At 67.3% G+C, this 26,032-nt stretch carries 25 protein-coding genes; 17 read left to right on the top strand and 8 right to left on the bottom strand.

The annotated features are described in order from the left end of the window. Positions 1–69: 69 nt before the first annotated feature. Positions 70–2,115, top strand: a complete 2,046-nt coding sequence (gene mrdA / locus VPH43_RS15520) for a penicillin-binding protein 2 (RefSeq protein ID WP_328578621.1) — start codon at positions 70–72, stop codon at positions 2,113–2,115. Further along, the gene (gene rodA / locus VPH43_RS15515) at positions 2,112–3,266 is read left to right on the top strand and encodes a rod shape-determining protein RodA (protein WP_328578620.1); all 1,155 of its coding nucleotides are present in this window, start codon (positions 2,112–2,114) and stop codon (positions 3,264–3,266) included. The genes mrdA and rodA overlap by 4 nt, the downstream gene beginning before the upstream one ends. A gap of 31 nt (positions 3,267–3,297) precedes the next feature. Here rodA and VPH43_RS15510 read toward each other — a convergent pair whose 3' ends face one another. Both VPH43_RS15510 and VPH43_RS15505 read right to left on the bottom strand, forming a co-directional pair. Beyond that, positions 3,298–4,767 carry a sensor histidine kinase gene (locus VPH43_RS15510; RefSeq protein WP_328578619.1) on the bottom strand — a complete coding sequence of 490 codons (1,470 nt, stop codon included), beginning with the start codon at positions 4,765–4,767 and terminating at the stop codon, positions 3,298–3,300. A 37-nt stretch (positions 4,768–4,804) separates the two neighbouring features. Next, positions 4,805–5,476 carry a response regulator transcription factor gene (locus tag VPH43_RS15505; protein WP_328578618.1) on the bottom strand — a complete coding sequence of 224 codons (672 nt, stop codon included), beginning with the start codon at positions 5,474–5,476 and terminating at the stop codon, positions 4,805–4,807. A 137-nt stretch (positions 5,477–5,613) separates the two neighbouring features. On the opposite strand from VPH43_RS15505, the gene recA reads away from it, so the two are divergent. The 14 genes from recA (at position 5,614) to VPH43_RS15435 (ending at position 19,085) form a co-directional block, all read left to right on the top strand. Next, entirely contained in the window at positions 5,614–6,654 is a 1,041-nt protein-coding gene (gene recA, locus VPH43_RS15500; RefSeq protein WP_328578617.1) for a recombinase RecA, read from the top strand. Positions 6,655–6,664: 10 nt separating this feature from the next. Further along, positions 6,665–7,087 (top strand): nuclear transport factor 2 family protein, encoded by a 423-nt coding sequence (locus VPH43_RS15495; RefSeq protein WP_328578616.1) that lies wholly within the window; start codon positions 6,665–6,667, stop codon positions 7,085–7,087. Next, complete coding sequence (locus tag VPH43_RS15490; protein WP_328578615.1) at positions 7,088–7,606, top strand: regulatory protein RecX; 519 nt, start codon at positions 7,088–7,090, stop codon at positions 7,604–7,606. 337 nt (positions 7,607–7,943) lie between these two features. Beyond that, entirely contained in the window at positions 7,944–9,110 is a 1,167-nt protein-coding gene (sucC, locus tag VPH43_RS15485; protein ID WP_328578614.1) for an ADP-forming succinate--CoA ligase subunit beta, read from the top strand. A gap of 20 nt (positions 9,111–9,130) precedes the next feature. Continuing rightward, positions 9,131–10,024, top strand: coding sequence for a succinate--CoA ligase subunit alpha (gene sucD / locus VPH43_RS15480; RefSeq protein WP_328578613.1), 894 nt, complete (start codon positions 9,131–9,133; stop codon positions 10,022–10,024). Positions 10,025–10,160: 136 nt separating this feature from the next. Then, the gene (locus tag VPH43_RS15475) at positions 10,161–10,901 is read left to right on the top strand and encodes a TerC family protein (protein WP_328578612.1); all 741 of its coding nucleotides are present in this window, start codon (positions 10,161–10,163) and stop codon (positions 10,899–10,901) included. 44 nt (positions 10,902–10,945) lie between these two features. Further along, entirely contained in the window at positions 10,946–12,004 is a 1,059-nt protein-coding gene (locus VPH43_RS15470; protein ID WP_328578611.1) for a serine/threonine-protein kinase, read from the top strand. Positions 12,005–12,033: 29 nt separating this feature from the next. Then, positions 12,034–12,819, top strand: a complete 786-nt coding sequence (locus tag VPH43_RS15465; RefSeq protein WP_328578610.1) for a Stp1/IreP family PP2C-type Ser/Thr phosphatase — start codon at positions 12,034–12,036, stop codon at positions 12,817–12,819. Positions 12,820–12,897: 78 nt separating this feature from the next. After that, positions 12,898–13,557 (top strand): FHA domain-containing protein, encoded by a 660-nt coding sequence (locus VPH43_RS15460; protein ID WP_328578609.1) that lies wholly within the window; start codon positions 12,898–12,900, stop codon positions 13,555–13,557. A gap of 244 nt (positions 13,558–13,801) precedes the next feature. Continuing rightward, positions 13,802–14,605, top strand: coding sequence for a 3',5'-cyclic-nucleotide phosphodiesterase (locus tag VPH43_RS15455; protein WP_328578608.1), 804 nt, complete (start codon positions 13,802–13,804; stop codon positions 14,603–14,605). A 173-nt stretch (positions 14,606–14,778) separates the two neighbouring features. Next, positions 14,779–15,228, top strand: coding sequence for a pilin (locus VPH43_RS15450; protein WP_328578607.1), 450 nt, complete (start codon positions 14,779–14,781; stop codon positions 15,226–15,228). A 217-nt stretch (positions 15,229–15,445) separates the two neighbouring features. Beyond that, positions 15,446–15,889 (top strand): pilin, encoded by a 444-nt coding sequence (locus VPH43_RS15445; protein ID WP_328578606.1) that lies wholly within the window; start codon positions 15,446–15,448, stop codon positions 15,887–15,889. A 107-nt stretch (positions 15,890–15,996) separates the two neighbouring features. Then, positions 15,997–17,316, top strand: coding sequence for an O-antigen ligase family protein (locus tag VPH43_RS15440; protein WP_328578605.1), 1,320 nt, complete (start codon positions 15,997–15,999; stop codon positions 17,314–17,316). A gap of 56 nt (positions 17,317–17,372) precedes the next feature. After that, positions 17,373–19,085, top strand: a complete 1,713-nt coding sequence (locus VPH43_RS15435) for a PglL family O-oligosaccharyltransferase (protein ID WP_328578604.1) — start codon at positions 17,373–17,375, stop codon at positions 19,083–19,085. Here VPH43_RS15435 and moaC read toward each other — a convergent pair whose 3' ends face one another. Next, complete coding sequence (gene moaC / locus VPH43_RS15430) at positions 19,086–19,583, bottom strand: cyclic pyranopterin monophosphate synthase MoaC (protein WP_328578603.1); 498 nt, start codon at positions 19,581–19,583, stop codon at positions 19,086–19,088. A 45-nt stretch (positions 19,584–19,628) separates the two neighbouring features. On the opposite strand from moaC, the gene VPH43_RS15425 reads away from it, so the two are divergent. Continuing rightward, on the top strand, positions 19,629–21,221 hold the full coding sequence (locus VPH43_RS15425) for a M48 family metalloprotease (protein WP_328578602.1): 1,593 nt from the start codon (positions 19,629–19,631) through the stop codon (positions 21,219–21,221). Between the two features lie 9 nt (positions 21,222–21,230). Here VPH43_RS15425 and VPH43_RS15420 read toward each other — a convergent pair whose 3' ends face one another. The 5 genes from VPH43_RS15420 to VPH43_RS15400 form a co-directional block, all read right to left on the bottom strand. Beyond that, the gene (locus tag VPH43_RS15420) at positions 21,231–21,752 is read right to left on the bottom strand and encodes a pyridoxamine 5'-phosphate oxidase family protein (RefSeq protein WP_328578601.1); all 522 of its coding nucleotides are present in this window, start codon (positions 21,750–21,752) and stop codon (positions 21,231–21,233) included. 22 nt (positions 21,753–21,774) lie between these two features. Next, positions 21,775–21,987: a hypothetical protein gene (locus tag VPH43_RS15415; RefSeq protein ID WP_328578600.1), complete on the bottom strand. Its 213-nt coding sequence runs from the start codon at positions 21,985–21,987 to the stop codon at positions 21,775–21,777. A gap of 135 nt (positions 21,988–22,122) precedes the next feature. Then, complete coding sequence (gene glcF, locus VPH43_RS15410; protein WP_328578599.1) at positions 22,123–23,367, bottom strand: glycolate oxidase subunit GlcF; 1,245 nt, start codon at positions 23,365–23,367, stop codon at positions 22,123–22,125. Between the two features lie 30 nt (positions 23,368–23,397). Next, entirely contained in the window at positions 23,398–24,492 is a 1,095-nt protein-coding gene (gene glcE / locus VPH43_RS15405; protein WP_328578598.1) for a glycolate oxidase subunit GlcE, read from the bottom strand. Then, positions 24,493–26,004, bottom strand: coding sequence for an FAD-linked oxidase C-terminal domain-containing protein (locus tag VPH43_RS15400; RefSeq protein WP_328578597.1), 1,512 nt, complete (start codon positions 26,002–26,004; stop codon positions 24,493–24,495). Positions 26,005–26,032 lie beyond the last annotated feature (28 nt).

Here is a 26,032-nt window from a genome sequence, read left to right as displayed (position 1 = left end):
CTGCGGCGTCCGCTGGGCTGCGTTGGTGCGCAGGTTGCGTGCAGGGCTGGCACGCGATAGGTCCCTGGAATGACTGAACTCAAGAACCTCGAGCGCGAGCTGTCGCGGTTCCGCTTTCGCCTGATCGCGGCGGCTGCCTTCGTGCTGTTCGCCTTCGGCCTGCTGATGGCCCGGCTGGTGCACCTGCAGGTGGTCAAGCACGACCAGCTGCAGCTGCAGGCCGAGAACAACCGCATCTCGGTGGTGCCCATCGTGCCCAACCGCGGGCTGATCGTGGACCGCAACGGCGTGGTGCTGGCGAACAACTACTCGGCCTACACGATCGAGATCACGCCCTCCAAGCTGGACCGCCCGATCGACGAGGTGATCGACGCGCTGGCCCAGATCGTCAGCGTGGAGCCGCGCGACCGGCGCCGCTTTCGCAAGCTGCTGGAGGAGTCCAAGAGCTTCGAGTCGCTGCCCATCCGCACCAAGCTGAGCGAAGAGGAAGTGGCACGATTCACCGCGCAGCGCTTCCGCTTCCCCGGCGTGGAGATCAAGGCCCGGCTGTTCCGCCACTACCCCTTCGGCGAGGTGGCCAGTCATGTGCTGGGCTACATCGGGCGCATCAACACCAAGGAGCAGGAGGCGCTGGACGAGGAGCCCGACGAGGTGGTGGCCAATTACCGCGGCACCGACTACATCGGCAAGCTGGGCATCGAGCAGAGCTACGAACGCGAGCTGCATGGTGTGACCGGCTTCGAGGAGGTGGAAACCAGCGCCGGCGGCCGCGCGGTGCGGCGCCTGAAGGCCAGCCCGCCCACGCCGGGCAACACGGTGCGCCTGTCCATCGACATCAAGCTGCAGCAGCTGGTGGAGCAGCTGTACGGCGACCGGCGCGGCGCGCTGGTGGCCATGGACCCGCGCACCGGCGAGATCCTGGCCTTCGTGAGCAAGCCCACCTTCGACCCCAACCTGTTCGTCGACGGCATCGACAGCGATTCGTGGAAGGAGCTCAACGAGTCGATCGACAAGCCGCTGCTCAACCGCGCCCTCAACGGCACCTACCCGCCCGGCTCCACCTACAAGCCCTTCATGGCGCTGATCGGCCTGCAGACCGGCAAGCGCACGCCCGGCCAGGCGATCTCCGACCCTGGCTACTTCTGGTTCGGCAACCACAAGTTCCGCGACGACAAGGAAGGCGGGCATGGCCTGGTGGACATGTACCGTTCCATCGTGCAGAGCTGCGACACCTACTACTACATGCTGGCCAACGACCTGGGCGTGGACACCATGGCCGAGCAGATGGCACCGTTTGGTTTCGGCCAGATCACCGGCATCGACATCCGGGGCGAGTCCAAGGGCCTGCTGCCGTCCACGGAGTGGAAGCGCAAGTTCTTTCGCAAGCCGGAGCAGCAGAAGTGGTATGCGGGCGAGACCATCTCGCTGGGCATCGGCCAGGGCTACAACAGCTTCACCATCCTGCAGATGGCGCAGGCCACCTCCACCATGTCCAGCGGCGGCGTGCGCTTCAAGCCGCACCTGGTGAAGGAGGTGGTCAACGTGGTCAGCAACGACGCACGCAAGGTGGCCGCCACGCCGCTGCCGTCGGTGCCACTGAAGCCGGAGAACGTGGAGGTGATCAAGCGTGCCATGGTGGGCGTGAACATCGAGGGCACCTCCGCCGCGGCGTTCCGGGGCGCGGCCTATGTGGCGGCCGGCAAGACCGGCACCGCGCAGGTGGTGGGCATCAAGGCCAACGAGAAGTACAACGCAGCGAAGATGGCCGAGCACCTGCGCGACCATGCGCTGTACAGCGCTTTTGCACCGGCCGAGCAGCCGAAGATCGCCGTGGCGCTGGTGGTGGAAAACGCCGGCTTCGGCGCCCAGTCGGCGGCGCCCATCGTGCGCCGGGTGTTCGACTACTGGCTGCAGGGGGTCTACCCGACGCCCGAGGACATTGCGGCAGTGCAGGAGGGCAAGGCCACCGCGCCGCTGAAGCCGCCGGTGCCGGTGGCGCAGGCGGCGTCCGCCCTGCTGGCGGCCTCGGCGCCCGAGGTGGCGTCCAGCCGGCCGCTGCCGCCGATCGGTGGCGTTGTGGCGCCGCTGCCCACCGCCTCAGGAGCCAGCCGATGAGCGCCGCATTTGACAAGCCGTCGTTGTGGCAGCGCATCAAGCCGGCTTTCATCGGCTTCGACGTCCTGCTCGGCCTGGCGGTGCTGTGGCTGTGCGCGCTCGGGCTGGTCACCATGTATTCGGCCGGCTTCGATTCGGGCACGCGCTTTCCCGACCATGCGCGCAACATGCTGCTGGCCTTCGGCGTGATGTTCCTGGTGGCCCAGGTGCCGCCGCAGCGCCTGATGATGCTGGCGGTGCCGCTGTACACCGTGGGCGTGGCGCTGCTGGTGGCCACCGCGGTGATGGGCATCACCAAGAAAGGCGCCACCCGCTGGCTCAACGTGGGTGTCGTGATCCAGCCCTCCGAGGTGCTGAAGATCGCGATGCCGCTGATGCTGGCCTGGTGGTTCCAGCGCCGCGAGGGCCAGCTGCGCGGCCTGGACTTCGCGGTGGCGCTGGTGTTGCTGGCACTGCCGGTGGGGCTGATCGTGAAGCAGCCGGACCTGGGCACGGCCATCCTGGTGCTGTCGGCCGGGCTGTACGTGATCTTCTTCGCCGGCCTGAACTGGAAGCTCATCGTGCCGGTGCTGGTGGTGGGCGCGATCGCGATCACCGCGCTCGTGATCTACGGCGACACGATCTGCAGGCCGGAGATCAACTGGCCCGGTTTGCGCGAGTACCAGAAGCACCGCGTCTGCACGCTGCTGGACCCCACCACCGATCCGCTGGGCAAGGGCTTCCACATCATCCAGGGCATGATCGCCATCGGCTCCGGCGGCCTCAGCGGCAAGGGCTTCATGAAGGGCACGCAGACCCATCTGGAGTTCATTCCGGAGCGCACCACCGACTTCATCTTTGCCGCGTTCTCCGAAGAGTTCGGCCTGATCGGCGTGGTGCTGCTGGTGGTGGGGTTCCTGTTCCTCATCTTCCGCGGCCTGATGATTGCGGCCGAAGCGCCCACGCTGTTCTCGCGCCTGCTGGCCGGCGCGATCACCCTGAGCTTCTTCACTTATGCCTTCGTCAACATGGGCATGGTGAGCGGCATCCTGCCGGTGGTGGGCATCCCGCTGCCCTTCATCAGCTATGGCGGCACCGCGATGGTGACCCTGGGGCTGGGGCTGGGCATCCTGATGTCGATCTCGCGCAGCCGGCGCCTGATGCAGACCTGAGCGGCCGCCGCTTGCGCGCCGCGGATGCGGCTCAAGCGGCCGCCGGCTCGGCGTGGAAGCGCACGGTGATGCGTGTGCCGGGCGTGCCGGCGGGGCTGCGCTTCTGGGCATCCTCCACCGTCACCTCGGCGCCGTGCTGCTGCGCGATCTCGCGCACGATGGCCAGGCCCAGGCCGCTGCCGTCCACGTTGGTGCCCAGGGCGCGGTAGAACGGCTGGAACACCAGTTCCCGTTCGGCTTCCGGGATGCCGGGCCCCGAGTCCTCCACCTGCAGCACCACCACCTGCCCGAACGGGTCGGGCATCAGACGCACGGTGACGGTGCCGCCGGCGGGTGTGTACTGCAAGGCGTTGTCCACCAGGTTGCGGATCAGCTCACGCACCAGCACCGGCTGGCCAGCCAGCCGGCAGCGCGGGTCGTCGCGCTCGGGGCCCTCGTAGCCGAGGTCGATGCGCTTGTCCATCGCCCGCGGCACGAAGTCGCGCACCGTCTCGGTGGCCAGTCGGGCCAGTGGCACGTCCTGGCGCTTCTGCACCTGCTCCCTGTCTTCCGCGCGGGCCAGAGCGAGCAGCTGGTTCACCATGTGGGCGGCGCGCTGGCTGGAGCGGGCGATCTGCTGCAGCGAGCGTTTCATCTCCTGCGGCGTCTGGCGCCCGGCATCGATTTCCTGCTGCGCCAGCTCGGCCTGGGTGCGCAGGCCCGCCAGCGGTGTCTTGAGCTGGTGCGCCGCATCGGCCAGGAAGTGCTTCTGCCGGCTCATCGACTGGTCCAGCCGCGCCAGCAGGTCGTTGATGGCGCGCACCAGCGGCGCCACTTCCTCCGGCGCGCTGTGTTCCTCGATCGGGCTCAAGTCATGGCTTTCGCGCTGGCGGATGCGGTGCTGCAGCTCGTTCAGCGGCGCGATGCCGCGTGCCAGCGCCAGCCACACCAGCAGCACCGCCAGCGGCAGGATCACGAACTGCGGCAGGATCACGCCCTTGATGATCTCGGTGGCCAGGCGCGAGCGCTTGTCCAGGGTTTCGGCCACCTGTACCAGCGGCGGCGTTTCCCCTGTGGCCGCACTCTGCGGCAGCCACAGGTAGGCGATGCGCACCGGCTCGCCGCGCACGGTGTCGTCGCGAAAGCGCAGCTCGGTGCTGCTGGTGGCGCGCTCTTCCTCCGGCACCGGCAGCTCGCGGTCGCCGCTGACCAGCTCGCCGCGCAGGCCCAGCACCTGGTAGTACAGCTGGTCGGTGTCGTCCGAGCGCAGCAGGTCGGTCAACCCTTCGGGCGTACGCAGGCGCACCGTGTGCTTGCGGGCGGGCTCAGCCTGCTCCACCACCACCCGGCGGGCCACGTTGCGCGCCATCTCGCCCAGCTCGCGGTCGTAGGGCCGGCTGGCGATGCCCTGCGCCACCAGCCAGGTGAGCGCCACGCTCATCGGCCACAGCAGCAGCAGCGGCGCGAGCATCCAGTCGAGGATCTCGCCGAAGAGGGAGCGCTGTTCCTTCATCGCCGCCATGATGCCGCGGCGCCCAGCGGCCCGGCCGCCGTTGCGGTCACCCGGGGATCTTTTCCAGGCAGTACCCCAGCCCGCGCACGGTGGCAATGCGGATCGGGCCCTGCTCGATCTTCTTGCGCAGGCGATGGATGTAGACCTCGATCGCGTTGTTGCTCACCTCTTCGCCCCATTCGCACAGGCGCTCGACCAGCTGGTCCTTGCTCACCAGCCGGCCGGCACGCTGCAGCAGCACCTCCAGCAGGCTCAGCTCGCGCGCCGAGAGGTCGATCATCTGGTCGTTGATGTAGGCCACGCGGCCGGTGGCGTCGAAGCTCAAGGGGCCGTGCTTGATGACGCTGGAGGCCGTGCCCAGGCCGCGCCGGGTGAGGGCGCGCACCCGCGCTTCCAGCTCCTGCAGCGAAAACGGCTTGGCCATGTAGTCGTCGGCGCCGAGGTCCAGTCCCTTGACGCGCTGCTCCACGCTGTCGGCGGCGGTGAGGATGAGTACCGGCACCGCCGATCCTCGGGCGCGCAGCTTGCGCAGCACTTCCAGGCCATGCAGCTTTGGCAGGCCCAGGTCCAGGATCACGAGGTCGAACTCGTGCGACGACAGGGCGGCGTCAGCCTCGCTGCCGCTGCCCACCTGGTCCACCGCATAGCCGGCGTTGCGCAGCGAGCGCAGCAGGCCGTCAGCCAGCACCTGGTCGTCTTCCGCTATGAGGATTCGCATGCCGTTGTTCCCCCGTCCGTCGGCTGTCGGCGGCGCGGCCTGATTCTAGGGATGCAGCCCGGATTGACGCCGGAGAATCACTGTACGAATATCCAGGCGCTCTGCCATAATGCGCCCAACCCCACCGGAGATTTCGCATGGATGCACCCGTCAAAGCCCTGAACACCGAAAAAGCCAAGGCCCTGCAGGCCGCGCTGGCCCAGATTGAAAAGCAGTTCGGCAAGGGCTCGATCATGCGCCTGGGCGAAGGCGAGGTCATCGAGGACATCCAGGTCATCTCCACCGGCTCGCTCGGCCTTGATATTGCGCTGGGCGTCGGCGGCCTGCCGCGCGGCCGGGTGGTCGAGATCTACGGCCCGGAATCGTCGGGCAAGACCACGCTCACCTTGCAGGTCATCGCCGAAATGCAGAAGCAGGGCGGCACCTGCGCATTCATCGACGCCGAACACGCGCTGGACACCGCCTATGCGCAAAAGCTGGGTGTCAACCTGCAGGAGCTGCTGATCTCCCAGCCTGACACCGGCGAGCAGGCGCTGGAAATCGTCGACGCGCTTGTGCGCTCCGGCTCGGTGGACCTGGTGGTGGTGGACTCGGTGGCCGCGCTCACCCCCAAGGCGGAAATCGAAGGCGAGATGGGCGACTCCCTGCCCGGCCTGCAGGCGCGCCTGATGAGCCAGGCCCTGCGCAAGCTCACGTCCACGATCAAGAAGACCAACACCATGGTCATCTTCATCAACCAGATCCGCATGAAGATCGGCGTGATGTTCGGCAGCCCCGAAACCACCACCGGCGGCAATGCGCTGAAGTTCTATGCCTCCGTGCGGCTGGACATCCGCCGCATCGGCAGCATCAAGAAGGGCGAAGAGGTCATCGGCAACGAGACCAAAGTGAAGGTCGTCAAGAACAAGGTGGCGCCTCCCTTCAAGACCGCCGAGTTCGACATCCTCTACGGCGAGGGCATCAGCCGCGAGGGCGAGATCATCGACATGGGCGTGGCCGGCAAGGTGCTGGACAAGTCCGGCGCCTGGTACGCCTACAACGGCGAGAAGATCGGCCAGGGCAAGGACAACGCCCGCGAGTTCCTGCGCGAGAACCCCGACCTGGCGGTCGAGATCGAGAACAAGGTGCGCGAGGCCATGGGCATTCCGCTGCTGCCGCCGGCCGTATCGGCCGACTGAGGAGCTGCAGGTGGCCGGCACGGAGGTGGTGCGGGCGCTCTGGGCCCTGTTCCAGGCCCGCCGCTGGCAGGACGCGCGTGCGCTGTTCGCCGATGACGCGGTGTGCCACTGGTGGAGCAGCGGCGAGCAGTTCACCGGGGCGGACGCCATCATCCATGTCAATGCCATCTACCCGGAGGGTTGGCAGATCCACCTGATCGAGGTGAATGCGCTGGCCGACGGGCGGGTGCACTCCATCGTGCGGGTCACCCTGCAAGATGGGCCCACGGTGTTCGCCAACAGCCTGTTCCGCCTGCGCGATGGGCTCATCACCGCAGTGGACGAGTACTGGTCCACCATCGAAGCGCCGCCTGCGTGGCGCAGCGAAGGCCGGCTTCCCGGGTGGCGCCAACTGCCACAGGACACCCGGGGCAGCGTGCCCACGGTGCAGTAGATGGCGCGGGAGCGCCTGTCGCTCAAGGCCCGTGCGCTGATGTGGCTGGCCCAGCGCGAACACAGCCGCACGGAGTTGCGCCGCAAGTTGCTGGCGGCCGCCCGCAAGGAGCAGAAGGAGCGCGAAGCCCAACGTGCCTTGGCCGGCGAGGCGCCGGATGCGGCGGGTTGCGCTGATCCGGAGCGCTGCGTTGACCAATTGCTGGCCTGGCTGGAAGCCAACCGCTACCTGTCCGAGGCGCGGTTTGTCGAAAGCCGTATCAACGCGCGGGCTGCCCGCTACGGCAACCTGCGCATCCGCCAGGAACTGGCGCAGCACGGCGTGACGGCGGACGCGGCGACGCAGCAGCAATTGCGCGAGTCCGAGCTTCAGCGGGCGCAGGATGTCTGGCGGCGCAAGTTCGGTGAGCCGGCGGGGGACCCCAAGGAGCGCGCCCGCCAGATGCGCTTCCTGGTTCAGCGCGGTTTCTCGCCCGAGGTGGTGCGCCGCGTGGTCCGCGACACCGACGACATCGCCTGACACGCGGCTGCCTGCCGCTCAGGGTGCGGCCAGGCGTTCAGCCCGCCGTCAGCTTTGCGGCAATGCAACATGCTAAAGTCCGCGGTCTTCGAAACCGGCTGAAACCGCGCCGCGGTCGGCAGCCGCCTTTCCCCGCCCGCCATGCTCCTCCCGTCCGCCGCCACGCAGCGATTGCAGAGGCAGCGTCGAACCCTCGACGTGCAAGGCGCGGGTGTCCCTGCCTTCCAGCACTGCCCGCCTCGGGCGCGCCGCTGCCGCGGTGCACCGGCGTAGGCGCCTGTTCGCGCGATCCGTTAGCGCTCGTCCCGTTTCCCTTTCCTCTTCACACTGCAGCCCCATGAAGATTCACGAGTACCAAGGCAAGGAAATCCTGCGCCAGTTCGGTGTGCCGGTGCCGCGCGGCTACCCCGCCTTCACCGTCCAGGAAGCGGTCGAAGCCGCGCAGAAGCTGGGCGGCAACGTCTGGGTGGTCAAGGCCCAGATCCATGCCGGCGGGCGTGGCAAAGGTGGCGGCGTGAAGCTGGGCCGCTCCGTCGATGAAGTGAAGACGCTGGCCGGCCAGATCCTCGGCATGCAGCTCAAGACGCACCAGACCGGCCCCGAGGGTCAGAAAGTGCGCCGCCTGCTGATCGAAGAAGGCGCCGACATCAAGAAGGAGTACTACGTCGCCGCGCTCACCGACCGCGCGACGCAGAAGGTGGCCCTGATGGCCAGCTCCGAAGGCGGCATGGACATCGAGGAAGTGGCCCACGCCACCCCCGAAAAGATCATCAAGGTGTTCGTCGATCCGCTCGCGGGGCTCACCGACGAGCAGGCCAAGACCCTGGCCGACGGCATCGGCGTGCCGGCCGCCAGCCAGGCGCAGGCGATCGACGTGTTCAAGAAGCTCTACAAGACCTACATGGACACCGACGCCAGCCTGGCCGAGATCAACCCGCTGATCCTGGAAGGCAACGGCAACATCAAGGCGCTGGACGCGAAGTTCAACTTCGACTCCAACGCGCTGTTCCGGCACCCGGAGATCGTGGCTTACCGCGACCTGGACGAGGAAGACGCGGCCGAGATCGAAGCCAGCAAGTTCGACCTGGCCTACATCAGCCTGGACGGCAACATCGGTTGCCTGGTGAATGGCGCGGGCCTGGCCATGGCCACCATGGACACCATCAAGCTGTTCGGCGGCGAGCCGGCCAACTTCCTGGACGTGGGCGGCGGCGCCACCGCGGAGAAGGTGACCGAAGCCTTCAAGATCATGCTGAAGAACCCCGAAGTGAAGGCCATCCTGGTCAACATCTTCGGCGGCATCATGCGCTGCGACACCATCGCCGAAGGCGTGATCGCCGCCTGCAAGGCGGTGAACCTCAGCGTGCCGCTGGTGGTGCGCATGAAGGGCACCAACGAAGACCTGGGCAAGAAGATGCTGGCCGAGAGCGGCCTGCCCATCATCAGCGCCGACACCATGGCCGAAGCGGCCCAGAAGGTGATGGCCGCCGTGGCCAAGCAGTAAGCGCTGATCAAGGAATCCACATGTCCATCCTCATCAACAAAGACACCAAGGTCATCACCCAGGGCATCACCGGCAAGACGGGCCAGTTCCACACCCGCATGTGCCGTGACTACGCCAACGGCAAGAACTGCTTCGTCGCCGGCGTGAACCCCAAGAAGGCCGGCGAAGATTTCGAAGGCATTCCCATCTTCGCCAGCGTCAAGGACGCCAAGGCGAACACCGGCGCCAGCGTCAGCGTGATCTACGTGCCGCCCGCGGGCGCCGCAGCCGCCATCTGGGAAGCGGTGGAGGCCGACCTGGACCTCGCGATCTGCATCACCGAAGGCATCCCTGTGCGGGACATGCTGGAAGTGCGCAACAAGATGAAGGCCAAGGTCGCAGCCGGCGGCAAGGAAACCCTGCTGCTGGGCCCCAACTGCCCGGGCCTCATCACACCGGAAGAGATCAAGATCGGCATCATGCCCGGCCACATCCACCGCAAGGGCCGCATCGGTGTGGTGTCGCGCTCCGGCACGCTCACCTATGAAGCGGTGGCCCAACTCACCGAGATCGGCCTCGGCCAGAGCAGCGCGGTCGGCATCGGCGGCGACCCGATCAATGGCCTGAAGCACATCGACGTGATGCGCCTGTTCAACGACGATCCGGACACCGATGCGGTGATCATGATCGGCGAGATCGGCGGCCCGGACGAGGCGGATGCCGCCCGCTGGTGCAAGGAACACATGAAGAAGCCGGTGGTCGGTTTCATCGCCGGTGTCACCGCGCCGGCCGGCAAGCGCATGGGCCATGCCGGCGCGCTGATCAGCGGCGGCGCCGACACCGCGGACGCCAAGCTGGCCATCATGGAAGAGTGCGGGTTCACGGTCACGCGCAACCCCTCGGAGATGGGCAAGCTGCTCAAGGGCCTGCTCTGAGCAGAGACCGACTTGCATGCATCGAAGGCCGCCGTCCTGTGCGGCCTTCTTCGTTTGGCGGCACGTAGTTCCACGCACTTCGCTGCCCGCCACACGCCCCTACACTTTTCCGCGCAAAGACACGAAGGATCGGTAGATGGAACAGTTCATGACGCCAGACTTCTGGGTCGCGGTCGGCCAGATCATCATGATCGACATCCTGCTCGGTGGCGACAACGCGGTCGTCATTGCGCTGGCCTGCCGGCAGCTGCCGGCCAAGCAGCGAACGCTCGGCATCCTGTGGGGTACGGCAGGCGCCATCGTGTTGCGAGTCGTGCTGATCTTCTTCGCCCTGACGCTGCTGGCCATTCCATACCTCAAGATCGTCGGTGCGCTCCTGCTTCTATGGATCGGCGTGAAGCTGCTGGTGCCTGAGGACGAAGACGGCCACGCCAACATCCAGGCGAGCGACAAGTTGTGGGCTGCGGTAAAGACCGTCATCGTGGCCGACTTCGTCATGAGCCTGGACAACGTGATCGCCATCGCAGGCGCGGCCCAGGCCGCCGGCGGTGACCACCAGATGCCGCTGGTGATCTTTGGCCTGCTTGTCAGCATTCCCATCATCGTGTGGGGCAGCCAGCTGGTCATCAAGCTCATGGACCGGTTCCCGCTGATCATCACGCTGGGTGGCATGCTCCTTGGCTGGATTGCCGGCACCATGGCGGTGACCGACCCGGCGGCGTTGCCCTACCTGCCGCTCGCTGCCGCGGACGCCGGTGCGGCGGCGGAACCCCTGGCATGGGTGCGCTACTCCGCTGGTGCCGCCGGCGCGGCACTGGTGTTCCTCCTCGGGAAATGGGTGACCCATATGCAGGGCAACCGCAAGACGGCCGCATAACATCGCCCCGTGCTAATGTGCGTGCGTATCCGCACGCACATCGCATGAAGGCCCTGCGCGACTCGTTCTGGCACCGTGCGCTGCAATCCACGCGGCGGCCATCCGGCGGCCCGCCGGCCAGCCGCCTGGATCCCTCCGCGAGCAGTGCCGTCTCCGGCGAGGCTGGCCCCACAGGGGCGCTCAGACCCGCGCCCTTGCTGGCCGGCTATCGCGTCGAGCGCCTGATTGCGCGGGGTGCGCAGGGCATGCTCTACGCGGCGACGGATCCGCGCACCGGGGCCGTCGTCGCCATCAAGACGCTGCCTCTGGCCACCGAATACGAGGGCGCCGACCTCGAGCAAGCGCGCAAGCGCTTCTTCCAGGAGGCTGATTCCGCCGCGAGCCTGCGGCACCCCGACATCGTGACCGTGTACGGCAGCGGCGAGGCGTCGGGCGAAGGCTTCATCGTCATGGAGCTGCTGGCGGGCTGCGACCTCACTCGTTACACCCGGCCCGCCCGGCTGTTGCCCGAGCCGGTTGTCCTGCGCATCGGCGCCCGCGTGGCCGAGGCGCTCGCCTTTTCCCACGCGGCGGGCGTGGTCCACCGGGACATCAAGCCGGCCAACGTGATGGTGGACCTGCCCCGCCACCAGGTGAAAGTCACCGACTTCGGCATCGCGCGGGTGTCGGACAGCGCGCGGTCCCGCAGTGGCGTGATGCTCGGCACGCCCGCCTTCATGGCGCCCGAGCAGTTGGCCGGAGGGGCGATCGACGGCCGCGCTGACCTGTACGCGCTGGGCGTCATGCTGTTCCAGCTACTGACGGGGCGATTGCCTTACGAAGCGCAGTCCATGGGCCAGCTGCTGCTGCGCATCGCTCGAGGGACTCCCTCGCACTTGAGTGAGCTCCGCCCCGGCCTGCCACTTGCCTTGGGTGAGCTGATGGACCGCTTGCTGCAACGGCAGCCTGCCCAGAGGCCGCGGGACGGGGGTGAGGTTGCGGCCGAGCTGCGGCAGATCGCAGAGGCTTGGACCGCGCAGGGGCCCCACGTTTCAGGGTGGGCCGGGTCCGGTTCGCCGGCCGGTGAGCCGCACGATCCGGGGCACAATCCTTTCCGGAACTGACCTGCTCGCCGCCCACAACAACAGCCGCCATGACCTTCGAGTTCTTCAGCGCCACCGACACCGGGCGCGCTCGCAGCAACAACGAGGATTCGGTGGCGCTGGACACCGGCGCACAACTCGCCGTGCTGGCCGACGGCATGGGCGGATACAACGCCGGCGAAGTGGCCAGCGGCATGCTCACCGCCTTCATCAAGGCCGAACTCGGCCGCTGGCTGCAGGAAGCCGGCGCGCAGGCCAGCGACGTGGAAGTGCGGCGCGCCATGGACATCTGCGTGGACAACGCCAACCGCGCGATCTTCAACGCGGCCAATTCCAACCCCCAATATGCCGGCATGGGCACCACCCTGGTGCTGGCTGTCTTCCGCGAAGGCCGTCTCCTGGTGGGCCATGTGGGGGATTCGCGCGCCTACCGCTTCCGCGGCGGCAAGCTGGTACAGATCACCCGCGACCATTCGCTGCTGCAGGAGCAGATCGACGCCGGCCTGATCACCCCGGAGCAGGCCGCCTTCTCGGCCAACAAGAACCTGGTCACGCGCGCCGTGGGCGTGGAGGACACCGTGCTGCTGGAGACCCATCAGCACGAGCTGCAGCCGGGTGATGTGTACCTGATGTGCTCCGACGGCCTGTCGGACATGCTGGACGATGCGGCCATCGCCCAGGTGTTGCAGATGTACGACTCCATCGAGGCCGCGGGCGCTGCCCTGATCGATGCAGCCAATGACGCAGGCGGAAAGGATAATATCGCGGTCATTCTGGTGCGCGTACAGGGAGGCACTACGCCCGCGACGCGCTCGTGGTGGCCTTTCCGGCGCTGACGAACGAAGGTGGGCTCGGCACTTGCCCCTGAACGTTCGCGACAGCAAAAGAGGCGGAGACTCTCAAGAGGTCAACTGATGGGCAAACTCGTCGTGTCGCTCGATGGTGTGGTGATCAAGGAAGTGCAGATCACCAAGGACAAGACCACCCTGGGTCGGCGTCCGTACAACGACATCGTGATCGACAACCTGGCGGTCAGTGGTGAACACGCCGTCATGCAGATGGTGGGCAGCGACGTCTTCATCGAAGACTTGAACAGCACCAACGGCACTTACATCAACGGCAAGGCGGTCAAGAAACAGCTGCTGGCCCACGATGACACGGTGGAAATCGGCAAGTACAAGATCAAGTACCTGGCCGACGACGGCCACGACTACGAAAAGACGATGATCATGAAGCCGGGCGCCGCGGTGCCCACCTTCATGCACACCGCGCCGCAACCGGCCAGTTCCGGCTTCGGCGCCTTGGCGCCGGTGCAGCCGGCGTCGATCAAGGTGCTCAACGGCGCGGCCGCCGGCCGCGAAGTGGCGCTCACCAAGGTGGTCACCACGGTGGGCAAGCCGGGCGTGCAGGTCGCCTCCATCACCAAGCGGCCGGGCGGTTACGTCTTTGCCCACGTCGAAGGCTCGTCCCGGCCCACGGTGAACGGCGCCGCGCTGACCGGTGAATCGATCCCGCTGAAAAACGGCGATGTGATCGAACTGGCCGGCACCCAGATGCAGTTCATCCAGGGCTGACTGCTGGGGCGCCCTGTCGGCACCTGCCGGCTGAACTGAATCCGCTCGCACACGCAGGCCGTGCGGTTTGTCACGCCGCACTCCGTGACCCCCACGAACCCCGGCCTGCAGCGACGCAAAACGCGACTTTGAGCCCTTGCGCTGGCGGGCGTCGGTTTGCAACATCGGGGTTCGATGAACGGTGCGCGCAAGCGGCCGTTTCCCCCTACCGCCAGCGCTTCGAGGGCGCCCTCCTGCACCGCACATGAACATCCGCGTCCTCGGTTGCTCCGGGTCCATTGCCGCAGGCAGCCGGACCACCGCTTTCCTGCTCGACGACGACGTGCTGATCGACGCGGGCAGCGGCGTGGGCGACCTCACGCTGGAAGAGATGGGGCGCATCGACCACATCCTGATCAGCCATTCACACCTGGACCATGTGTTGTCCATCGGCCTGCTGGCCGACAGCGTGCTGCGCCTGCGCCGGGCGCAAGGCCGCCCGCCGATCCGCGTGCATGCGCTGGGGGCCACCATCGAGGCGCTGAAGGCGCACATCTTCAACAACGTGATCTGGCCGGATTTCACCCGGCTGCCCAGCGCGGAGCAGCCGGTGCTCGCGTTCGAGCGGTTCGACGTGGGCGATGTCCTGCAGCTGGGCGAGCGGAAGGTGGAAGTGCTGAGCGCGCTGCACACCGTGCCGGCGGTGGGGTTCGCCGTTCTGCCGGAAGGCGGCGGCGGCGCCTGGGTCTACACCGGCGACACCGCGCCCAACCCCGCGCTGTGGGCTCGGCTGCGTGAGATGCCCGTGGCGGCCCTGGTGATCGAAACCGCGTTCAGCGACGAAGAACACGCCCTGGCCGAGCTCAGCCGCCACCTCTGCCCCGCCACCCTGGCGCGCGAACTCGCGCACCTGGAGGGCAGCGAAGTGGCGGTTTACATCACCCACATCAAGCCGGGTGAAGTGACGGCGGTGATGGCGGACATCGCCAAGGCAGGCGGCCGCCATCGGATCCAGGCCCTTTACACCGGCCAGCGCATCCAACTCGTCACCAGCGGTCACCGAAACTGACAATTTCCGGCAGCGCGGGCCGCGGGAGGCTGCGCTTCGAAACCGGGAGTGACCTGGCGTGTCGTGCGATGTGGCAAATGCCACGCTTCAAGGTGGCAGCCTGACTGGCACGAGCTCTGCAAACAGGAAGCTCACCTGATCCTCCGTTTTCTCACCCCCGCAAGGAGTTCCCTATGAAACGTGCTATCCAAAAGGGTTTCACCCTGATCGAACTGATGATCGTCGTGGCGATCATCGGCATCCTGGCCGCTGTGGCGCTGCCGGCTTACCAAGACTATGTGGCGCGTGCACAGGTCTCCGAAGCGTTCGCCATCGTGGACGGCATGAAGACCCCGATCGGCGAAGTTTGCCAAGCCAAGGGCAACTGCTCATCGACGGCCGCTACTGACTTTGTGGCGCCGACGACTGGCGGCAAATACACCGAGGTGCCGACGTTCGCCGCCAAAGGTGTTGTCACGTTCACCATGAAGGCCTCCCCGGACGCAAGTTCGCTGGTGGCGGGCAAGACCATTAAGTTCGAGCCGCAAATGGAAGACAACGAAACCTCGATTCGTTTCAAGTGCACGCCCGGCACCATCGATATCAAGTACCTGCCGAAGTCTTGCCAAGCCGCTGGTACCTGATTTTCAGTCGTCTATCTCTGAGGCTGCTTCGGCAGCCTCTTTTCGTTTTAGCGCTCGCTTCACGTTATGTGACGCTTTGGGGCATGGAGAGCAAGCCTTGTCACCCATTCGCCGCCGGAGGGTGATGAGTTGCGCAGGGAGCAGTCGATTTCACGTGTTTCGGAATGGCACGCGCCCTGCGTAGTCACGGACACACTGCTGTGCAAGGAGCCGAAAGATGAAACGCACTACCTCTGGGTTCACGTTGATCGAACTGATGATCGTTGTCGCCATCATCGGGATCCTTGCCGCTGTCGCGCTGCCGGCCTATCAGGACTACGTGGCTCGGTCACAAGTAGCCGAAGCGTTCACTCTCTTCGAGGGGCTGAAGACGCCCGTCGAAGAAGCGTGCCATGAGCGCGGCAAATGCGCCAACGTCGAAGGCAGCGACATCGCTCCTCCGTCCACTGGTGGCAAGTACGCAAAGGCTCCTGCGGTAACGGCGAAGGGCGTTGTCACGATTGCCATGAACTCGTCGGCCAATGGAGTCAGTTCACTGGTGGCCGACAAGGACCTGGTGTTGTCGCCGCAGATGGACGCCGGCGAATCGTCCATCCGCTGGTTGTGCGCTGGAACGATCGATAAGAAATACCTGCCGAAGGCCTGTGGCGACGGCACTTGAGAACGCTCCAACTCCTGAAGGCGACGCGAGGCTTCGGAGGTCCGCTTGTCGTCGCCCTCTTCCTCGTTTTTGTGCCGTGGACCACTCTGCTGTGGCCGGCGGGTGGAATGTCTCCCCACGATTTCGCCCGGGTTGCGGAGGTGGCCGTCTCCCTCTGCTGCGCCATTGCATTGCTGCGCAGTCAACCACCGCAGTTCCCGGTTTCCCGGCCAGTGGCCTGGGCGGCCGGCGTTCTTGCCTCATTTGCCATTGCTGCGGTTGCCTCTGCTGAAGTGAGGTCGGCCGCAGCCCGAGAACTGGCCCTGGTGCTTGGCTTGTTGGCCATCGCTGCCGTGGTTTCGCGCTCAACCCTCAGACGTCACGAAGACGTACGGGTCGCTGGTGTCGCTGTCGTTGCGACTGCACTCTATTCGGCCATTGTCCTGCTGATGTTTGTGCTTGCAGCGCTGAATGGCCTCGACAACCAACCGTACTGGCTATTCCCGGGCTACACCAACTATCGGCTCTTTAACCACGTGCAGACCGTAGCGCTGCCGTTGGTAGCCATCGCAGCCGTGCCACTCTTTGCGTTGGGCGCGTATTCACGAGTTGCCGCCGCGACGGTGGCCATCGGTGTGGCGTTCGTTGTGTATGTCGTCGCGCGAGGGACGGCACTTGCCATTCTGGCTGGTGGTTTCTTTTCCGTGATCCTGTTCAGGAAGACGGCATTCCCCTTTGTCGGGCGACTTCTTGTTTGCCTCGCTGCTGGTGTCTTCGTTGGGGGGCTGCTTCTTTGGGGAATGCCTCTGCTGTCGGGAAGTTCGCTTGATCCCTCAGCAAACGAGTTGACGAGCGACCACTCACGAAATTTCTTGTGGAAGCTGGCAGTTGAGGATATGGAGCGGTCCCCGTGGTTCGGGATAGGCCCGGCGCACTATGCGCACTATCCCAATCCGAAGGCCGCGCATCCGCACAACATTTATCTACAGATCGGCGCCGAGTGGGGCTTGCCTGTGTTGGGGCTGCTGCTGGGCCTTGCCGTAGCGGCACTGATTCGTATGGCGAAGGCCGTGCGGTCCTGTGATGAACCGGGAGAGGCCATCATCGGCGTTGGCTTGTTCACTGCCCTGGTTGCGGTGGCAGTCGACGGCGTGGTCTCAGGCAACTTCGTGATGCCTGTTTCCCAGGTGTGGATTGCAGTGCTAATCGGCTGGTCCGTCGGCTGGGCTCGCAGACAGCAATCGAGCAGTCGAGTCAGCCATTCCGAAGTGGCCAGAGCCAAGCGCACTTTCAGATGTGTAGCGGGTGTGGTGCTGGCGTCGCAACTGTGGTTGTGTTGGTCTATCTGGCCAGAGGTACGTGACCTGAAGGCGCACCTGCAACAAGCGCATACCGCAGTCAAGAATCCGCGCGACAACCCTCGGTTCTGGTCGCACGGTTGGTTCTAACTAGAGGGGGCCGCAATCAAGCGGACAATTGCCGGTCCGCATTTTCAGGCTGGCCGGTGACTGCCCTTCTTTATCTTCTCGCCCTAGCGCCCGCAACCCTGCTGGCCTACACCGTCGCGCCTTCGGCGACGGTGTTGAACCAGTTGGCCGCCATTGCCGGCTGGGGTCTTGTCGTAGCGTCCGCACTAATGAAGTGCCCGGCAGCGCAATGGCGTCCGCTCGGTGCGCTCGTAGCCGCTCTCCTGCTTTATGGCGCGTTCCAGGCGAGCGGCTTGGTAAGCGGCGCGGTACCGGTGTCCATGGGGGCACCGACGCTCATGGCCGTGACCGCCGCCACAGCCGTATGCTGGGCTGGGGCTTGCGCCGGACGCGCTGCAAATGAACCGATGCTTGGCTTTGCCTGGGCGCTGCTCATCGTCGGCGGCGCGAACGTCGCCATCTCCCTGGTGCAGGTCTTTCTGCCGGAAATGGCGGACGGGGTTGTCATCGCGCGCTCAGGCCTTCCCGGTCGTGCCGTCGGAAACCTCCGTCAACCCAACCACCTCAGCAGCTTGGCGCTCTGGTCCACCGTCGCGGTGGTGCCGCTGGTGGAATGCGGCCGGTTGAGCCGGCGAGCCGCTGTGTTGCTGTTTGCCTTCTTCGTCTTTTCAATAGAACTGTCGGCATCCCGAACCGGCATGGTGGGCGTGTGCGTGCTGGCCGCTTGGGGTGCGCTAGACCGAAGGCTGACCCGCTTCACTCGTGCGCTGTTGGTCAGCGGCGTGCTGATCTATGCGGTGGGCTGGGGTGGAATGACGTTGTGGGCGACAGAAGGGCGCCACACATTTGGGGCGGCTGCCCGTCTGTCCGAAGCGGACGTTTCGGGGTCGCGCTTTGGTATTTGGGCCAACACCTTGGCACTGGTCCGTGCCGTTCCCCTGACTGGCGTGGGAGTGGGGGAGTTCAATTTCGCCTGGACGCTTTCCGCCTTTCCTGGCAGGCCGACCGCGTTCTTCGACCACACTCACAACGTCGTCTTGCAGATGCTTGTGGAATGCGGCGTGGTGATAGGCGCGGCGGTGGTCGCCCTTTTCGGCGTGGCGTTGTGGCAGGCCTTCAGGCGGGCGTGGTCCTTGTCTGGGGTTGGCGGGGTGAGCCACCGGACAGCGTTTGTCATGGTGTTGCTGATGGCTCTTCACTCACAGTTTGAATATCCGCTCTGGTACGCGTACTTCCTGCTGCCGACCGCTTGGGCATGGGGGTACTGCCTGGGTGCGCCTCCCGAGCAGCAAACGCAGTCGCCCAGGTCGGCGTTGCGTTACCTGGGGGTAGTCGCCGGTGCAGCCATGGTCGTGGGCGCGCTGTGGGCTGCGCAACAGTACGTCGTTGTCTCCCACATCTTCGAACCCGTCCCCGGCGACGAACGCCCGCTCGCCGAGCGGATCGAAGCGGGCCGCAAGTCCCTCTTGTTCGGCCACCACGCAGACTACGCCGCGGTCACGGTGGCTGAGCATCCCTCCACCGCGTGGGCATCCTTCGCGACCGCCCCCCACTACCTGCTCGACACCCGACTCATGATCGCGTGGGCGACCGCCTTCGCGGAACGGGGTGACCTCGACCGTGCCCGCTACATCGCGCAGCGCCTGCGCGAGTTCAAGAAGGAAGACGCGGCGGAGTTCTTCGCGCCGTGCATGCAGCAGCCGGCGCCCACGCCCTTGCCGTTCCAGTGCGAACAGCCCACGCGGCCCATCGACTGGCGCGAATTCCGCGACCCGGCTTTGTATCGCTGATCAGGCGGTGCCAAGCGGCTCGTCGGCCACCCAGTCGCCGCTCTTGCCGCCGTGCTTTTCCAGCAGCCGCACACCGTCGATGACCATGCCGCGATCGGCGGCCTTGCACATGTCGTAGATGGTGAGCAGGCCCACCTGCACGGCGGTCAGCGCTTCCATCTCCACGCCCGTACGCCCTAGCGTTTCCGCCTGCACGGTGCAACGCACCTCCGAGTGGGCCGCATCCGGCTCGAATTCCACCGCCACCCGCGTCAGCGGCAGCGGATGGCACAGGGGGATGAGGTCGGCCGTGCGTTTGGCCGCCTGGATCGCCGCAATGCGCGCAATCCCGATCACATCCCCCTTTTTGGCGTTGCCCTGCGCGATCAGCGCCAGCGTCGCCGGCTGCATCCGGATCACCCCCGTCGCCCGCGCGATGCGGTGCGTTTCGGCCTTGGCCGCCACGTCCACCATGTGGGCCTGCCCGTGGGCGTCGAAGTGCGTCAGCGGCGAATTCATGCGGAAACAACCCAGCAACCTGTGCGGTGTCATGATAGCGACCGCATGAAGCTGTCCCGTCTCTCCGCCGCCGTTGCGGCCACCGTGGCGCTGTGGGCGTTCGCGCCCGTTGCGCCCCTGGCACAGGTGCGCCTGCCGGCGCTCGGCGAATCCGTGTCGGACGACTTCAGCGTGAGCGCCGAGCACAAGCTGGGCGAGCAGATCATGCACGAGGTGCGTCGCGACCCGGACTACATCGACGATCCCCAGCTCCTGGACTACCTGCAGACGATCTGGCAGCCGCTGGTGCAGGCCGCCCGCGAGCGCGGCGAGATCGGCGCGGACACCGACACGCTCTACGGCTGGGAGCCGTTCCTGGTGCGTGACCGCACCGTCAATGCCTTTGCGCTGCCGGGTGGTTACGTCGGCGTGCACCTGGGCCTGATGGCGATCACCGTGACACGCGACGAGCTGGCCGCGGTGCTGGCGCACGAGCTGTCGCACGTGACCCAGCGCCACATCGCGCGCAGCATGACCAACGCCTCCCGCCAGTCGCTGGTGGGGCTGGCGGCCATCATCCTTGGCGCCATCGCGGCCGGGCGCAGCGGCAGTGCCGACGCCACCCAGGCGGTCATCGTCGGCGGCCAGGCGGCGCTGCAGCAGGGCCAGCTCAATTTTTCGCGCGACATGGAGCGCGAGGCCGATCGGGTGGGCTACGGCGTGCTCAGCACGGCGGGCTTTTCGCCCGGCGGCGTCGCGTCCATGTTCGAGAAGCTGGAATACGCCTCGCGGCTCAACGACAGCGGCGCGTACCCGTACCTGCGCAGCCATCCGCTCACGACCGAACGCATCGGCGAGGCGCGCAACCGCAGCTCGGTGGGCAAGGCGGTGCCGCAGAGCGCGCCGCTGTGGCATGTGCTGATGCAGGCACGCGCCCGGGTGCTGATGGATCCGCGCGACCAGTCGCTGCGCCGCCTGCAGGGCGCTGACGCGGTGCCCGCGGCGGCCTCGCCGGCCGAGCGCCTGTCAGCCCTGTACGCCAGCGCGCTGGCCTCCACCGAGCTGCGCGACTGGTCGCGCGCCGACACGGCGCTGCAGCAGGCGCTGGCGGTGGTGCGCAACAGCCCGCATGGCGACACCCGTGCGGACACCGAGTTGCAGTGGCTGCGGGCCCAGTCGCTGGTGGCGCGAGGGGAGCCCGCCCGTGCCCTGGAGCTGGTGTCCAGCCTGCCGGACGATGGCTCCCGCACCGGCATGCTGCTGCGGGCCGAGGCGGCCACGGCGGCGCATGCGGCGCGGGTGCCACAGGCCGCCGCCCCGCTGCGCAAGAGCATGGAAACTTTGCAGACCTGGGTCTCGGTGAACCGCAATGACGCCTCGGCCTGGACCCACCTGGCCCAAGCCTCCGACCAGCTGGGGTTGCGCTTGCGCGCGCTGCGGGCCGAAGCCGAAGCGCGCGCCGTGGTGGGCGATCTCAATGGCGCGATCGACCGGCTGCGGGCCGGCCAGCGCCTCGCCCGCCAGGCCACCCCGGCGGAGTTTGTCGATGCGTCCATCGTGGAAGCGCGCCTGCGCGAGCTGCAGCACCAGCGCCGCGAGCTGATGGCTGAAATGCGCGGCGAGCGCCGCGGCGGTTCACGCGAAGAACCGCAGGAATAACCGGGTCGATCAGCGGAAGTCGACTTCGCGGTGCTCCGCCTGCAGCGGCGGCGCCGGCTCGCCGGTGACGGCCGCACGCGCCCGCTGCAGCAGTTGCACCACGCGGCTGCCGTGCACGTCCCAGTACTCGGCCTGTTCAATGCGCACTTCCAGCAGTGCCAGGTTCGGATCGTCCGCCCCCTGCGGAAACCAGGCCCGCGCACGCGGCGTCCACAGCGCATCGCGCTTGGGCCGGTTGTCCGCCAGGCGCGCCAGCCCGCTCACCGACACGTAGTGCTCCTTGCCGGGGTCGGCGTAGGTGACGCCCACGCGGTTGTCCCGCGCCAGATGCTCCGCCGCCTCCCCATTGGCCGACACAAAGAACCACAGACTCTCGTCTTCATGCGCCTCGCGGTTCAGCGTGAGCAGCGGGCGCGAATGCAGCCGGCCGTCGCTGCTGCGCGTGGTGAGCATGGCGTAGCGGATGTCGCGCACCAGCTCCCACAGCGCCTGCTGAGGCAGGCGTTGGTCGGTCGGCACCCCGGAGCCCATCAACGGATTGAGGAGGCAGGTCTCAGTGCTGGCGCGAGGCCGGCGACGGCGTCGCGGGTTCACGCATGGGGGCCATCTGTCCCGGCGCCACCGGGTCGGTCACCGGCGGCAGCACGTCAGGTGCGGGCGCTGGAGCCGGCGGCATGGTGGGCTCGGGCGGTTCAATGTGGGCCTTGAAACGGGCGAGGTGCCAGGCGGTCACCCGTTCGGCAGCGAGTCGGATGCTGGGGTCCATGTTTTTCATCGTTTCTGAAGTGGGTGGAACAACAAAAGCCCCCCCGCGGACGCGCGGCAGGGCCACCGTCGATACCGGTATGAGAGCAATTGCCGTGCGCGCCCACCCCCTTGGCCGGGCGCAGCGGGCTGAGGATCAGCCCGGCAGCGCTTCGTCCACCAGCTCGATCCAGTGCCGCACCGGGATGCCGGTGCCGCTTTGCAGGTGCTGGATGCAGCCGATGTTGGCTGACACGATGGCCGTGGGCTCGGTGGCCTGCAGGTGCCCCAGCTTGCGGTCGCGCAGGGCCAGCGCCAGCTCTGGCTGCAACACCGAGTAGGTGCCGGCCGAGCCGCAGCAGAGGTGGCTTTCCGCGGCGGCCAGCCGCACCTCGAAGCCCAGCTCGGCCAGGCCGGCCTCCACCCCGCCGCGCAGCTGCTGGCCATGCTGCAAGGTGCAGGGCGGGTGGAAGACCACCCGGCGCGCTGGGGTGCCACTGGGCTTGCGCAGGCGTTTGCGCAGGGTCGGCAGCAGCTCGGGCAGCAGCTCCGACACATCCTTGGTCAGCGCCGCCACCCGCTGCGCCTTCCCGGCATAGGCCGGGTCGTGCGCGAGCGCATGGCCGTAGTCCTTCACCGTGGCGCCGCAGCCGGAGGCGTTCATCACGATCGCCTCCACGCCGCCACGTTCCACCAACGGCCACCAGGCGTCGATGTTGCGGCGCATGTCGGCCAGGCCGCCGTCGCGGTCGTTCAGGTGCGCGCGGATGGCGCCGCAGCAGCCGGCTTCGTCGGCCACCAGCGTCTGGATGCCGGCCGCATCCAGCACGCGGGCGGTGGCGCTGTTGATGTTGGGCATCATCGCCGGCTGCACGCAGCCCATCAGCAGCAACACCTTGCGCTTGTGCGGCTGGGTGGGCCAGCGGTGGGCGCGCGGGCCGGCCGATGCCGGCACCTTGGCCTTCAGCGCGGCCGGCAGCAGCGGCCGCACCCACTGGCCCAACTTCATCGCGGGGCCGAACAGCGGCGAGGTGAGTCCCTCCTTGAGCAGCCAGCGCAGCGCGCGCTCCTTCGGCGGCCGAGCCACCTGCTGCTCCACGATCTCGCGCCCGATCTCCACCAGGTGCCCGTATTGCACACCCGACGGGCAGGTCGATTCGCAGTTGCGGCAGGTGAGGCAGCGGTCCAGGTGCAGCAGGGTGCTCCGGGTCGGCGTTTCGCCTTCCAGCACCTGCTTCATCAGGTAGATGCGGCCGCGCGGCCCGTCGAGCTCGTCGCCCAGCAGCTGGTAGGTGGGGCAGGTGGCGGTGCAGAAACCGCAGTGCACGCACTTGCGCAGGATGCTTTCGGCTTCCTGGCCTTCGGGGGTGCCGGCGAACGCAGGCGCCAGATGGGTTTGCATGGTGAGGCGGCCGGTTCGGTGTCGGGTTCTTCAGAGCCAGGGATAGAAGCGGCCGGGGTTCAGGATGCCATCGGGGTCGAAGGCCCGCTTGAGCTCGCGGTGGATGCGCTCCAGCGGCGCCGGCAGCGCGCTGAACACACCGGGCGCCTTGTTCAAGCTGCGGAACATGGTGGCATGGCCGCCCACCGCCGCTGCAGCCGCACGCACCGCCGGCGCTGGCGTGCTGGTGCACAACCAGCGCTGCGCGCCACCCCACTCGATCAGCATCTCGCCCGACAAGCCCAGCGGTGGCGCCGTCGCCGGCACCGACAGGCGCCACAGGGTGGCCCCCGCCTGTACCGCCCGCGCGGCGCCCACGAAAAACTCATCGGCGTGGTCGCGCAGGCCCTGCCAGAAGCTGGCGGCGAGCGCCGGCTCGATCACCTCGCCACCCAGCCGGGTGAGCGCGGCGTCCACGGCGGCGCCCGCGCCGGCCAGGCGCAGCACCAACATGCCGTCCCACCAGGCGCTGGCCTGCAGCGGCAGCGGCTGTCCGGCCCAGGTGTTCACCGCCTTCAGCGCGTCCGCCTGCGCCAGCTCGAAGCGCACGGTCTGCTGGGCCGGTGCAGCCGGCAGCACCTTGAGCGACACCTCGCAGATCACCCCCAGCACGCCGAGCGCGCCCACCATCAGGCGCGACACGTCGTACCCGGCCACGTTCTTCATCACCTGGCCGCCAAAGCTCAGCAGCTCGCCCTTGCCGTTGACCAGGCTCAGGCCCAGCACATGGTCCCGTATCGAGCCCACCGAGGGCCGGGCCGGGCCGCTCAGGCCGGCCGCCACCATGCCGCCCAGCGTGCCGCCTTCGCCAAACCGTGGCGGCTCGAAGGGCAGGCACTGGCCGCATTCGGCGAGTGCGGCTTCCACCTCGGCCAGCGGGGTGCCGGCGCGGGCGGTGAGCACCAGCTCACTCGGTTCGTAGCTCGAGATGCCGGCCAGCGGCCGCACGTCCAGCGGCTCCCCCTGCACCGCCTCGCCATAAAAGGCCTTGGTGTTGCCGCCCTGGATGGCCAACGGCGTGCGCTCGCTGCGCGCCTGCAGGATGCGGTCGATCAGGGCCCGCAGGGCGGGGTCGGGGGTGGTCATCTAAAACCGTGGCAGCTCGGCAAAGGGCAGCAGGCCGCGCCGCACCACCATCTTGCCGCCCTCGGCACAGCGGTGCAGCGTGGGGATCACCTTGCCCGGGTTGAGCAAGCCGGCGGGGTCGAAGGCGGTTTTGAGCGCCGTGAACTGCGCCAGTTCCTCGGGAGAGAACTGCACGCACATGGAGCCCAGCTTCTCGATGCCGACGCCGTGTTCGCCTGTGACGGTGCCGCCCAGCGCGACGCTGGTTTCCAGGATCTCGGCACCAAAAGCTTCGGCGCGCTCCAGCTGGCCGGGGTCGTTGGCGTCGAACAGGATCAGCGGATGCAGGTTGCCGTCACCGGCATGGAACACGTTGACGCAGCGAAGGCCGTGCCGGCCTTCCATCGCCTGGATCGCCAGCAGGATGTCCGCCAGCCGTTTGCGCGGGATGGTGGAGTCCATGCACATGTAGTCCGGGCTGATGCGGCCGCTGGCGGGAAAGGCGTTCTTGCGGCCGCTCCAGAAGCGCAGGCGCTGGGCTTCGTCGCGGCTCACTTCCAGCCGGGTGGCGCCGCAGCCGGTGAGCACGTCCAGCATGCGCCGGATCTCCTCGTTCACCTCTTCCGGCGTGCCGTCGCTTTCGCACAGCAGGATGGCCGCGGCGTTGAGGTCGTAGCCGGCGTGCACGAAGTCTTCCACCGCGGCGGTCATCGGCTTGTCCATCATCTCCAGCCCGGCCGGGATGATGCCGGCCGCGATGATGCTGGCCACCGCGTTGCCGGCATCGGTGATGTCGCCGAAGCTGGCCATGATGCAGCGCGCCAGCTGCGGCTTCGGGATCAGCCGCACGGTGACTTCGCTCACCACCGCGAGCATGCCTTCGCTGCCCACCACCGCGGGCAGCAGGTCCAGCCCCGGTGCGTCCAGCGCGTGCGAGCCAAATTCCACCGCCTCGCCCTCGACCGTGAAGCCGCGCACCCGCATCACGTTGTGCAAGGTCAGGCCGTACTTGAGGCAATGCACGCCGCCGGAGTTCTCCGCCACGTTGCCACCGATGGTGCAGGCGATCTGGCTGCTGGGATCGGGTGCGTAGTACAGGCCGAAGGGCGCGGCCGCTTCGCTGATCGCGAGGTTGCGCACGCCGCATTGCACCCGGGCCGTGCGCGCCAGCGGGTCAACCTCCAGGATGCGGCTGAACTTGGCCAGGCTCAGCACCACGCCCAGGGCGTGCGGCAGGGCGCCCCCCGACAGGCCCGTGCCCGCACCACGGGCCACCACCGGCAGCTTCAGCGCATGGCAGGCGCGCAGCACCGCGGCCACCTGTGCCTCGGTTTCGGGCAGCACCACCACCAGCGGCTGCTGCCGGTAGGCGGTGAGGCCGTCGCATTCGTAGGGGGTGGTGTCCTCACCGCGCCAGAGCAGGGCATGGGCTGGCACGCAGGCCGAGAGCACCTTCACCGCCTGCTGCTGGCGCTCGCGCCGCTGGGGTGCGGAGAGGCCTTCAGCGGCTGCGGTGGGCAAGGGGGCGTTCATGGCCGTGCCACTGTAGCGTCTGGCAGCT

The organism is Ideonella sp. BN130291, assembly GCF_036231905.1.
GTDB lineage: Bacteria > Pseudomonadota > Gammaproteobacteria > Burkholderiales > Burkholderiaceae_C > CAMLIZ01.
Note: the sequence above shows the minus strand (reverse complement) of the source record. Positions and strands in the feature narration are given on the sequence as shown.